Source organism: Photobacterium panuliri (genome assembly GCF_059920555.1).
On record NZ_CP197192.1, the window covers coordinates 3,259,630 to 3,272,229 of the forward strand.

The 12,600-nt window shown below is 51.9% G+C and carries 10 protein-coding genes; 8 read left to right on the forward strand and 2 right to left on the reverse strand.

The features are described from left to right. The first annotated feature begins 34 nt into the window (after positions 1–34). The 3 genes from ACSF8X_RS14925 to ACSF8X_RS14935 all read left to right on the forward strand — a co-directional run bounded on the left by ACSF8X_RS14925 (position 35) and on the right by ACSF8X_RS14935 (position 3,630). Positions 35–364, forward strand: coding sequence for a DUF3301 domain-containing protein (locus ACSF8X_RS14925; protein WP_047877534.1), 330 nt, complete (start codon positions 35–37; stop codon positions 362–364). 2,664 nt (positions 365–3,028) lie between these two features. Further along, on the forward strand, positions 3,029–3,259 hold the full coding sequence (locus ACSF8X_RS14930) for a DUF2789 domain-containing protein (protein ID WP_047881070.1): 231 nt from the start codon (positions 3,029–3,031) through the stop codon (positions 3,257–3,259). A gap of 95 nt (positions 3,260–3,354) precedes the next feature. Next, the gene (locus ACSF8X_RS14935; RefSeq protein ID WP_500850322.1) at positions 3,355–3,630 is read left to right on the forward strand and encodes a hypothetical protein; all 276 of its coding nucleotides are present in this window, start codon (positions 3,355–3,357) and stop codon (positions 3,628–3,630) included. Positions 3,631–3,678: 48 nt separating this feature from the next. Here the strand turns inward: ACSF8X_RS14935 and ACSF8X_RS14940 are convergent, their stop codons facing one another. Together ACSF8X_RS14940 and syd are read right to left on the reverse strand one after the other, a co-directional pair. Next, entirely contained in the window at positions 3,679–4,455 is a 777-nt protein-coding gene (locus ACSF8X_RS14940; protein ID WP_047881068.1) for a Zn-ribbon-containing protein, read from the reverse strand. Positions 4,456–4,458: 3 nt separating this feature from the next. Continuing rightward, positions 4,459–5,025, reverse strand: a complete 567-nt coding sequence (gene syd, locus ACSF8X_RS14945; RefSeq protein WP_500850323.1) for a SecY-interacting protein — start codon at positions 5,023–5,025, stop codon at positions 4,459–4,461. 63 nt (positions 5,026–5,088) lie between these two features. Between syd and queF the strand changes: the two genes are divergently transcribed. The 5 genes from queF (at position 5,089) to xni (ending at position 12,540) form a co-directional block, all read left to right on the forward strand. Then, positions 5,089–5,934, forward strand: a complete 846-nt coding sequence (gene queF, locus ACSF8X_RS14950; RefSeq protein WP_047881066.1) for an NADPH-dependent 7-cyano-7-deazaguanine reductase QueF — start codon at positions 5,089–5,091, stop codon at positions 5,932–5,934. Between the two features lie 102 nt (positions 5,935–6,036). Continuing rightward, complete coding sequence (locus ACSF8X_RS14955; protein ID WP_500850324.1) at positions 6,037–8,313, forward strand: GGDEF domain-containing protein; 2,277 nt, start codon at positions 6,037–6,039, stop codon at positions 8,311–8,313. 133 nt (positions 8,314–8,446) lie between these two features. Beyond that, positions 8,447–10,003 (forward strand): GGDEF domain-containing protein, encoded by a 1,557-nt coding sequence (locus tag ACSF8X_RS14960; protein ID WP_047881065.1) that lies wholly within the window; start codon positions 8,447–8,449, stop codon positions 10,001–10,003. A 254-nt stretch (positions 10,004–10,257) separates the two neighbouring features. Then, entirely contained in the window at positions 10,258–11,634 is a 1,377-nt protein-coding gene (gene ppnN, locus ACSF8X_RS14965) for a nucleotide 5'-monophosphate nucleosidase PpnN (RefSeq protein WP_500850325.1), read from the forward strand. A gap of 126 nt (positions 11,635–11,760) precedes the next feature. Beyond that, positions 11,761–12,540, forward strand: a complete 780-nt coding sequence (gene xni / locus ACSF8X_RS14970) for a flap endonuclease Xni (protein ID WP_500850326.1) — start codon at positions 11,761–11,763, stop codon at positions 12,538–12,540. Positions 12,541–12,600: the final 60 nt, after the last annotated feature.

Consider the following 12,600-nt stretch of genomic DNA (forward strand, 5'->3'; position numbering starts at 1 on the left):
TCCCGGCCTTTAATGACAAGGAACGCCACCCTATATGGATAACCTACTAGGTATTATGCTACTGGCCTTGGTCAGCTACCTGTTCTGGCAGCAACGGCGTCAGGCCGAGCTAGCCCAACAATGCATCCACCAACGCTGCGAGCAGCTCGGGCTACAACTGCTGAGCATTGCCCGCGGCAACCATCGAGTCAAAGATCCCAAAGGCCGTTGGTATTGGCATACCGTTTATTGGTTTGAATTTTCCGCCGATGGCGTCGATGCCTATCAGGGTTATATGATCATGAAGGGATTTCGCGCTGCGGGGTTTCATATTCCGCCACACCGAATGCCGGAGAGCCGAGAGCCTGACTACTGGCAAGGGTAATACGAAAAAAGCCATGGCAATGCCATGGCTTAAAAAAGAGCGGGCGCAACTTGCGTTGCGCCCTTAGGTCTTACTTGCAGCAATCCCGCTACTATGGTGCTCCCTGCATCATTCCTTTGAGTGGCTGTAATCCGTCAGCCCAATCCTTTATGCTTCGTCCTGAAGTTGTCCTTCGGCAATCCTCGCCCGTCAGTCCTTCCTGTACTGACTCTCAGCATCCTTCCTGGAGGGGTCCTTGACTTCATCCTGAAGTGGTCCATTTTGTCATCCTGACCGGTAAACTTCCTGCTTACCGCTAGCCGTTCCTCGGCTGTCCCTTCACAGTCCATGTTCGATATACCATCCTGGTACACCGGTCTCATCCTGAGACTCCCCGAATCCTTGGGGCTTTCCTGTTCCGTTCCGTCAGTTCCTTCCGACACGTATAGATTACGTTTTTTTTCGCCCGAATGTAGGTATTACCGACATTATCGTCCTTGAGTAACCGATTACATTCATGGCGATAAAACAATAAAACATATAAAAACAACAACTTGATATTAAATGTTACGTATTATTCCATTATATGAACATGTTATTTCCCACGTTCTTGTAAGAGATCTCGCACAAACCCGCAAGATAAAGTCCATCAAAAATAGATTGGCACAACTCAAAAAACACAATAGAGCGGCAAGATAGGCAATAAACCTAAGCGGTCATACCCAATAACAAGAGGGGGATAATCCCAAGCACAATCAGTGCATGATCTCAGTGAATGAACAGAAGTCGCACAAGAATACTTGGTAACTAAAGAGGAGGTGGCGTTTTCAATAAATTGTTATTCTACAATCAAAATTCTAACGCCGTTATCGAACATTTGAGCAAGCGAGAATGATGCATTATTTACTACGGTTGGTATTAAACGCAGCGACAAGGCTAACAGTACTACATAAAAGAACGGGCGCAACATCCGTTGCGCCCTTAGGTCTTACATGTAGCCATCCCGCTACGATAATGCTCCCTGCATCATCCTTGTTGTTCACATCCTTGGCGGTAATCCCTAAGCTCCATCCTCGAGCTGTCCTTCGGTGTTTCCCTGACCTGTCGCTCTATCCTAAAGCGACTCTCTCAATCCATCCTGGCGGTGTCCCTTTCCCTCATCCTGAAGGCGTTCCTGATAACTCGTCCTGAGAGGTCCTTGTCCTATCCTAGAACACTTCCCTAAACCGTATCCTTACGATTGTCCTAGCCCCATCCTGAAGCTGTCCTTCGGTGTTTCCCTGACCCGTCGCTCTATCCTAAAGCGGCTCTCTCAATCCATCCTGGCGGTGTCCCTTTCCCTCATCCTGAAGGCATTCCTGATAACTCATCCTGAGAGGTCCTTGTCCCATCCTAGAACATTTCCCTAAACGTCATCCTGACGTATATCCCTGCCCCATCCTGAAGCTGTCCTATGGCATCCTTCCTGATCGCCATCATGGCAATCACCAGCATCCCTACCGCTTTCCAACCGTCCTAGTGAAACAGGCATCCTCGCCTGCATCTCCTCATCCTTAAGGCCGCGCATCCTACGCTTTCCGTTCCCTGTCGCGCATCCCGTCGACAGAGACAATAATACTCGCAAGCCCCCGGCAAACAATTACCAGATCTTCCTTCTTCGGACTGAAAGAATATGCCACCAGCGAAAAATAAAAGTAAATGCTTGATTATTATAAAATAAAAAGAAAAGGGATAGAGATTTTAGGCTGATGAGATCATAGAGCTCTCACGTTGTTGTAAGAGATCTCTTACAGAAGGACAGGCACAACACTGCAACCCATTGCATTAGAGAATATGACTATTCTATTTTGCAATAGCAGAAATATATTCCAAATATAACTCTGTTAGCTATATTTTATAAATTAAACAGTGAGATGAGTCAAATAGATGAGGTAGCACAAGGAAGGTGGCCGGCATCGCCTTGGCAATGATGCCAAAAAAAGAACGGGCGCAACTTGCGTTGCGCCCTTAGGTCTTACTTGCAGCAATCCCGCTACTATGGTGCTCCCTGCATCATTCCTTTGAGTGGCTGTAATCCGTCAGCCCAATCCTTTATGCTTCGTCCTGAAGTTGTCCTTCGGCAATCCTCGCCCGTCAGTCCTTCCTGTACTGACTCTCAGCATCCTTCCTGGAGGGGTCCTTGACTTCATCCTGAAGTGGTCCATTTTGTCATCCTGACCGGCAAACTTCCTGCTTACCGCTAGCCGTTCCTCGGCTGTCCCTTCACAGTCCATGTTCGATATACCATCCTAGTACACCGGTCTCATCCTGAGACTCCCCGAATCCTTGGGGCTTTCCTGTTCCGTTCCGTCAGTTCCTTCCGACACGTATAGAATACGTTTTTCACCCCTATTAAACAGCCTTATTGAGCATTTGGCATTTTGCGCAAGTTTTCACAATTTAAAATAAAGTGAAACAAAATTCATTTAATCAAGAAGTTAAGCAAACACTGGCCGTCATATGCCTATCTTATAATTCATAATCTCCCACGCTCTTGTAAGAGATCTCGCACAAAGTTACGAGAAAAAAGACAATACACCACCAACTGAAAAGCGGCTACGCTAACTATAAGGCAACGAAATTGCTGGCTCCTTGCCAGTTTTGAGGAACAAAACCGTCATCACCACGCAGGCCAAGGAGCAAACGATGGAAACGTTCAATCACAACCTATCATCACTCTTCAGCCAACTCGGTATGAACAGCTCCAAGGAATTTATTGAAACTTTCTTAGCCGAACATCAGCTAGCCCAGCACGAAAAGCTATCGGAAGCGCATTTTTGGCAGCCGGCACAAAAACGGTTTATCAAGGAGTCGCAAGAGCAAGATGCCGATTGGTGCGAGGTGATTGACCAACTTGATGCATTACTTCGCAAATAACCATTATTACAGCCCCCACAGAAAGAGAGCCGAGGGATAGGCATTCCGTAGCGTTTGAGCAACAATAGGGCAAACCCAAATAAGAAGGATACAGGATGCCATCACCTATCAGCCAGGCATTGTCAAATGCCATCGAATCATTGATTGCCGAAGGCAAAGAGCCATCAGTGGCCCTGATCAAAGCACGGTTGCCTGAGCCCCTACCGATGCCCGTTATCATTAAGGCCCTGCAGAGCTGGAAAAGCAGTGCACGGGTACCCAAAATTGAAAAATCCGTCCCCCAACTCTCGGCCGAAGAACGGATCAGCAAACTTGAACAACTGGTCGCCGATTTAACCGGCCGTCTCGAAAAACTCGAACAGGCTCGATAACCCCCAATCTAGCAGATGAGGCATCGGCCAATATCACCACCTTACGGCTTACTGGAAATCCCACGATAAATTGGAAACAACCCGGCAGCTATCGCATTTGAAGTGGAAAATACCATGAAGGGGAGAGTCCAAGCGCCACTCCCCGCCGCACTTAGGGCATGGCCGGTTGAGCTCACTCTCCAAACTTTCCCCGCCAACCCGGTACTGGTAGTAATAAGTAGGTATCTTCGAGATATACTCAATTCGGCCTCGAAGATCCCAACCTCTGCGGAACAGGTCACTGTCTGCATCGCGGATTTCATGCAGCGCGGCATGCTCAGCCTGACAGCCACCCGCCATCTGGATCTCATCACACGCCTGCCATTCGGTCTGCCATTTGACCACCGCCTTGTGATCGCCGTTAAACGTCGACTCGGCAAGCCGATACAGCGGGATCGGCATCAAGGTATCGCCACAACGCAATGGCGAGCAAGTATGAACATAGGTGGTGTACAGTACCTGCCAGCTCGGCGAGAAATCCTCAGCCGCCGCTTCTGAATTCAAATCACGCCCCAGCATTTTGACCTTCGGGTTAAGCAGGCTGGCCTGGCTCAACTGTTTCAGGCAAGCTGATACCTGCGGGCTATGGAAGTCCGGATGCAAGCTGTCCTGCTCAGGGCACACCGCCCTGACCTTGAACACCCCGTCATCCATCACGATAGGAAACTCGCGGCCAAGCACTTGACCGTTGTAACGCAGAGCATCAATCAGACCATTGATCGCCGCGTCCACCGCAGATACCGTCGTGTTGTCGAAACACTCGAATTGCAACTCAACAACGTACATCGATCACCCAGCCTTAACCACAGGTTCAAGTTTGGCCAAGAAACTCTCCAGATCAGCCGCCAATACCTCGCGCTGCTCCTTGCCCAATGTCTCCAGAATAACTTGGCCAGACAGGTTGCATACCGATACCACCTCGCTCTCCGATGCCAATGCGGCAATAAAGACCGTCGGTTTGAGCTTGAGCCGGCGCTGGGTTACCAGATGGCCCAGAATATTCTCCTGTAGCCGCTCCACGTCCCCATCATTAAACGCTTGAAGCAATTCCAGCTCAATGTAGCCGTCAGGCGTCGCAAAGCGGCCGGCCATATCCCCGGCAAACTGGGAAGAATAGAACGCAACGATATCTTCATGCAGGCGCAACTCGATGCCTTTTTCGACGGCAGAAAGATCCCCGACAGGCTGTCGAACAACGGGCTGCCAGCTCACCTCATCACCATCATCTCCCTCCACGCACGGTGAAGCCAACCCGACTAATTCAGCAGAACGAGGAAAACCTTGACCGGCATCACACCATGCCTGCAAATAGCGGGAAGAAAACTCAAATAACGCCACCGCAACGGGATGATTCATTCGCAACCTCTCAAAAGATTAAGTAAACTTTGGCTATTCTAATCCAAGTGTGTCCAGGACAGTATGAGCAAATATAAAGACGCAAAAGAATTAGCCGGTTTAACCCTAGGGAAAACGACCGAGTATAAAGATCAGTATGACCCATCGCTACTTCAGCCGGTACCCCGGAGCCTGAATCGTGATGACCTGGCTCTAGGCGACAGCCTGCCATTTACCGGCTATGACATCTGGACCCTCTACGAACTGTCCTGGCTCAACGGCAAGGGGCTACCGCAGGTCGCTATTGGCGAAGTTCGTCTTCCGGCTAACAGCCCGAATCTGATTGAATCAAAATCCTTCAAGCTCTACCTCAACAGCTTCAACCAAACCCGATTCGACAACTGGCAGCAAGTTGCCGACCAACTTCAAAAAGATCTCAGCCAGTGCGCGGGAGCTGACGTAGACGTCACTATCCAACCACTGTCAGATTTTACCAACGAAGAAGTTGTTGCGTTCAGCGGTACCTGCATCGATGAGCAGGATATCGAAATCAGCGACTATGCCTTCAACCCAGATCACCTGGAAGGTGCGGCCGATGGCGAGATCGTGACGGAAGAACTAAACAGTAACTTGCTCAAGTCCAACTGCCTGATCACCAGTCAGCCCGACTGGGGTAGCGTGCGTATTTCCTATACCGGAAAGCAGATCAACCGCGAAAAGCTATTGCGCTACATTGTTTCGTTCCGCAACCACAACGAGTTTCACGAGCAATGCGTAGAACGAATCTTCACCGATATCATGAAGTACTGCCAGCCTGAACTGCTGACTGTCTACGCCCGTTATACTCGCCGTGGCGGACTGGATATCAACCCATACCGCACCAATATGGGCAAAACACCGAGCAACAACAGCCGTATGGCTCGACAATAAGCCGTAATTCGGCAATAAGTCCGGCAAATTCGCATAGTTTGCTGGACTTGCCCCTCCAAGCCATTAATATTGATCGCCATGTTTATCGGGGTCTTTTGTCGTATGTCTTCATTCCGTCGGCTAGCCTGCGTAGCCTTGTTCCTTACCACTGCCTGTAGCGCACAGGCCAAAATATTTGCCACACCGCTATTGGCCGAAGCCGATGAGCTGCTTTCTACCAGCCCTGAACAGTCTCTTGATATTACCGAACGCTACCTTGACCAGCGCCGCCTGAGTGCCCCCAAGGAAACCTCGCGGGTCCACATCACCGACGAGACCGACCATTCGATCCGCACCCCGCTAAGCACAGTTAATGCACTGCAAATCAAGGCCAAGGCCGAATCTCAACTCGGCCAGACCAAGAAATCACTGGCGACAATCAAACTCGCCGAACAACTGGCCACCAAGGAAAACCTGCTGTTTAGCCAATTGGAGAGCCGTCTTGTCCATGCGGCAATTTATTGGGATAACCTCAAAAATAGTGCCCATGCTCTCGAACTACTCGACAAAGTCGAACAGCAAATTTCAGCAGGCAAAAACCTGATGATGGCAAGCCAGATCCAGCGGCTGCAATACCAAACCCTCATGCAGCGGGCGGTGATCAAATCCAGTATCGGCGAAGAGAGCAGTGCCGAGAAGCTGTTCATTCGCGCCAAGCGCTATCTGGTCAACCTTGACGATACCAAAGAACTGATCCACTACCAGCGGGTGCTGGGCGAGCATTATCTCAAGCATGGTCATTTCGACATGGCGCTCGACCGACTATTGAGCAGTTACTGGATGGCTGTCGACAATGACGACAAAGCCCAGACTGCCATTGCCAATTTCGCCCTCGCCTCACTGTTCGAGCAGCGCAAGGTATTCGACAAAGCGCTCGAGCACGCTACTCAGGCCGGCGAGTTCTTCGAACGTTACCGCCGGACCCTGCCTCTGGCCCAGACCTTAGCGCTGATCGCCGATATCTACGAACAGCAAGGCCGCTATAATTTGGCGCTGGTTCACTACTTCAATGCTCTGGACCAGGAAAACCAGCTCCAGCATAAATTTCGCTCAGCTCAGTTACGGCTAAGTATCGCCCGGGTCTACCTCCAGCTCTATAATTACCCGAAAGCGGAGCAGTATCTCCAGCACACCCGCCTACTTGCCAATCAAAGCGGAAACGAAGCGATTCTGGCCGAAGCCAGCTTGCTCCAAGGCCAGCTCGAGCTTGCCGAGGGCAACCTAGACAAAGCCGTACCGATCCTCCAATCAGGGCTGATGACCGCCAGCCGAATCGGGGATCTCGACCTGCAACTCGACGGCGAACACTTGCTATCCCTCGCATTCGAGCAACAAAAAGACTACTACAACGCCCTCCTTAGTCAGCGGCGCTACGAGCAATTGTTCAGCAGCAAAGAGCAAGCACAGGTTAGGAGCAACGTCGAGGTATTCAAGCAACAACAACGGATGCTGGAACGTTCTCTTCACCTAGAGGAGCTCGAACGCGAACAGTTCGAGAGCGAAAAAGCACTGTACAAACAGAAAAATGTCACCATCTTCCTGTTCTGTGTTCTTACCGTTGGCGGTATGGTTCTGCTTAGCCGCAACCGTACTGCCAAGCAGCTGCAGGCTCGCCTCCACCGACTGAGAACCGATTTCTACACCCACCCACGCAGTGGGCTGCGCAACTTGCGGATGCTGACCGCCAAACTGCCGTCATCGCTGCAACAGAGCAGTGCCAACTTCGAGCAGTGGCACCTTGGCGAAATCATCAATGAACCATTGAGCGACCGCTTGCGCTTCGCCCTGTTTGAAGTCCCGTTCCTCAAGCATATTTACCTGACCCACGGTTACCAGCAAGGACTCGACCTCGAGCGGGCTTTTGGCGAGTACCTCAACCAACAAGTCTGCGAGCCCGCACGGCTCTACCATTTCTCCGATGCCATGTTCCTCTACATCGAGCCGAACTCGCGGCTCGACTCGGCCCCAGAGGAACTGGCGCACTCTCTCCAACAGCTCATAGATCGCTTCGTCGGCCAGCGTAAAATTGATAACCGAGTCCGGATCGGCATGGCTGAATACCCATTCCTGCCCCGCGCCTATACCGCGATCAACGACCATGAATTGCTCGACATCCTATTGATGGCCACCAATACCGCCCGAGATCTCAGCAAACAGGAAAGTGGCAGCCAGTGGGTGCATCTCAGCGCGATCGATGCAGCGCCAGCCGCCAGCTTTGCCAGCGACAACTTCCGCCGCGCCTGCACCCAAGCCATCGATAATGGCCTGATCAAAGTGCAGAGCTCGTCAGCAAAGGAAATTAACTGGAGCAACGATCACGCTTCTGACACAAATGCCTAGGTAGACTAAATTTATAGAGCAAAATAACAATAAACATGCATTACGATTGGGTTTTTGCTAGCATGTTTATTCAAATTACAAAATAACAACCTGATTTCGAAAGAGTTTGCCCCTTTGGGACATTGATGTACACGTGACAGATATCAACGCAGTGGCTTCGGAGCTCAGTCAACTAAAACTCCGACTGGACCAAGCCCAACTGAGCTACCGGGACGAAACACTCAAATCCCGCCGAGAGCTCATTATTCTGAAAAGGCTGATCAGCCGTCTGGCCGTTGCTTGCCGGGGTATAGATAGCGAGCTGGACGACCGGCTGGATTCTTTACGCCTGGAACTTGAGCAACACAAAGATATCAGCAAGCTGCTACCGCGTATCGCGGTAATCGAGCGGCTGGTTTCGCGCATGGCTAACTTTGCCGAGCAGGAAAACGCCTTCCTGAGCCAACAGATCCATCACAGTGGCGAGGTGCTGCGCCGTGTGCACGGGTTGCCGCCCCAGCTCAAGCGCGATTTGCGCAACCTGCTGTCGCAACCCAATACCACCTTGTCGCAAACCCACCAGCAAGCCGTCAGGCTTATCGCACTCTACGATCGAGCCCTCAAGCTAGCGGCCCACTTCGGGCCAAGTAACGGTCCGTCTGAGGCGGCTCACGATCTACAGCTCAAACTGGCCAGCGAATTACAACACCTGATCACCGAGCTTGACTTCGACGGCGATGCAGGCAGCAAACTGCTGACAATTCGCAACCAGCTGTTAGTTGGCGTTCAGCCGACCGAGCTGACCGAGCTATCCCTTGATGTCCTTCGTCTCGTTCTCGAAGGAACCCGTCAGGAACGCCGCAGCTCACAGCAATTTCTCGACAAGGTCAGCGGTGATATCAGTACGCTGCACAAAACAACCCAGCAAAGCGCCGAACAGAGCAACATGATCTACGAGCACCGCTGCGAAATGACCCGCGAGCTGGCCGAATTGGCAAACTCTATCCGACAGGGCCTGGCTGAAAACCAGAACCTTGATGGCTGGCGCAGTGAACTCACCACCCTGACCAAAGAGCTCGTTATTTTGTCTGAGCGTAATAAAGCATTGGAAAAAAGAGAAAAAGCCCTGCTTGAACAGCTCAGCTACAATGGCACCAAGCTTACCAATCTTTACGACCAGACACAGGACTACCGCCAGCGACTCACTGACCAAGAACACAGGATGTTCCTCGACAACCTGACCCGAGTCTATAACCGCGCCGCCATCAACGAGCGCCTCGAACATGAGTACCGCCGCTGGCTACGCTACCAGCACCCATTGTGCGTCGCGTTGGTCGATATTGATGGATTCAAATCCATCAACGAAAAATTTGGCCATGTCGCCGGGGACAAAATTCTCAAAATCATCGCCAAGACCCTGCGCCAGCAAATCGCCGATACCGACGTCGTTGCCCGCTTCAGCGACGATGCCTTTATGTTGGTCATGCCCGATGTCAATGAAGACGAGCGTAACAAGCGACTAGGAGTGATACGCGAATCCATCAGCCAGTTACCGTTCAGGTTCCGTGACAAGAACGTTACGATCACGGCCTCTATCGGTGCCACCCTATTCGATGCCAACGACACCCCATCCGATATCATCGAACGTACTGAAAAGGCACTGCTCAGTGCCCGCAGCGCAGGCAACAGCCGCCTTATCTGGATCTCCTAACCGACCGTACCGGGCTGCGATTCTGCGAGCCCGGAACTGGAAAAAATCACCAATTCTGTGTATGGTTGTATTTATATCAGCCACTTATCGCTCACATCTCAACCAAACCATCCACCATCGAGCTCTGGCTGATCGCACAGAAACAGAATGTACCCAATACCTACCTTCTGCTTTCTTCCGGCAGGGCCCGCCTTTCTTCCTACGCTGAATAGACTTGTGGCTACTGCCGCCTTGTCATGACCAGGGAGGTAACCATGATCACACATATCAGTCCTGTCGGGGCTATGGATCTGCTGTCTCAACATGAGGTCGATCTACTCAAGGCCACCGCCAGCAGCGAAATCTATCGGCTATACCGCAACTGCTCGCTCGCCGTGCTCAATTCGGGCAGCCACACCGATAACTCCAAAGAACTGCTAGAACAGCACAAAAGCTTCGATGTCAACGTAATGCGCCGCGAGCGCGGGATCAAACTTGAGCTGATGAACCCGCCAGAGCATGCCTTTGTCGATGGGAAAATTATCCGTGGGATCCAAGAACACATGTTCGCGGTGCTGCGTGATATCGTCTACGTCAATATGCACGTCCAACAACGCAAAGACATCAACCTGACTAGTTCCCCCCACATCACCAACTTTGTGTTCAGCGTATTGCGCAATGCCAAAACCGTTCGCTCAGGTGAAGATCCAAACATCGTGGTCTGCTGGGGCGGGCACTCCATCAACCCTGTCGAATACCAGTACACCCGCGAGGTCGGCAACGAACTCGGGCTGCGCGAGCTCAACGTCTGTACCGGCTGTGGCCCGGGAGCAATGGAAGGGCCAATGAAGGGGGCGGCCATCGGCCACGCCAAGCAACGTTACCGCAACAACCGTTTTATCGGCCTAACCGAACCCTCTATTATCGCGGCCGAGCCCCCCAACCCGATCGTCAACGAGCTGGTGATCCTGCCTGATATCGAAAAGCGCCTCGAGGCATTTGTCCGCCTCGGCCACGGGATCATCATCTTCCCGGGCGGGGCCGGTACGGCCGAGGAGCTTCTGTATATTCTCGGGATCCTAATGGAACCAGCCAATGCCGAACAACCTATGCCACTGGTGCTCACCGGGCCGAAGGAAAGCGAACCGTATTTCCGTACCCTCGACAGCTTCATCCGCGATACCCTTGGCGAAGCCGCCACCCGCCACTACCAGATCATCATCGATGATCCGGCAAAAGTCGCCCGGGTGATGAAATCGGCGATGCCAATGGTCAAGGAGCACCGCCTCGCTACGGGCGACGCCTACAGCTTCAGCTGGTCACTCAACATTCCGCCGGAGTTCCAACTGCCGTTCGAACCCACCCATGAATCGATGGCCAGCCTTGACCTGCACATGAAACAACGCCCAGAGCATTTGGCCGCCAACCTGCGCCGTGCGTTCTCAGGCATCGTCGCGGGCAACGTGAAGGAAGAAGGCATCCGCGAAATAGAACGCAGGGGGCGTTTCCAAATCAACGGCGATAGTGCATTGATGAAACGGATGGACAAGCTGCTCAAGCAATTTGTCGACCAGCAGCGAATGAAATTACCAGGCTCAACGTACGAGCCCTGCTACGAAATCATCACAAATCATCAGACCAACGGAAAATAAGCGCGACTGATATCGGCGGTGTTACTTCCCGCTAAGTATGCGTACAATAAAGGGCCGCATCTCAGGTGATATGAAACGCTTGATATGCATGCCCTTTATTTTTTTACTCGCTATACGGTTAACGCTATGTCTTCAATCCACCTTGTCATTATTGATGCCCTCAACCTGATCCGCCGGGTCCATGCGGCACAGCACAACGATGCCGATATAGCCAACACCGCCAAAGTCTGCTGCCAAGCCCTACACAAGATCATCAACCTCAGCCAACCGACCCACATTGTGGCGGTGTTCGATCACCACGGTGATGATCGCGGCTGGCGAGCCGAACTGCTGCCAAACTATAAAGAAGGCCGCAAACCGATGCCGGATGCGCTGCACGCGGGGATGGAGATTATTCAAGATGCCTTTATGGACATGGGCATTGATTCCCTGCTGTCCGACGGCGATGAAGCGGATGATTTAGTGGCGACACTGGCCCTCAAAGTCGCTTCACGCTGCGAGCAGGTCACCATTATTTCGACCGATAAAGGCTACTGCCAATTGCTACAGCCGACTTTGCGTATTCGTGATTACTTCCAAGAGCGCTGGCTCGACAGCCCGTTCATTGAAAAAGAATTTGGGGTAAAACCCGAACAACTGACCGATTACTGGGGACTGGCTGGGATCAGCTCCAGCAAGATCCCGGGGGTGCCGGGTATCGGTCCGAAAGCGGCCACCGAACTGCTGAGCCTCTATCCTTCTTTGGAAGCGATTCTGGCCGCCGACGATCTGCCAGCTAAATGGCAAAAGAAAATCGAGGCACACCGTAACAGCGCTATTGCCTGCAAACAGGTCGCCAGCCTAAAAACCGACCTGACACTGGGCTTCAACCTGCAAGACATTCGCTATCAGCCCACAGAAGCCTGATCGACACATACTGGAAAGAGCACGGAGATACCGCGTCTCCCGTAACGAAAAAAGCCACTC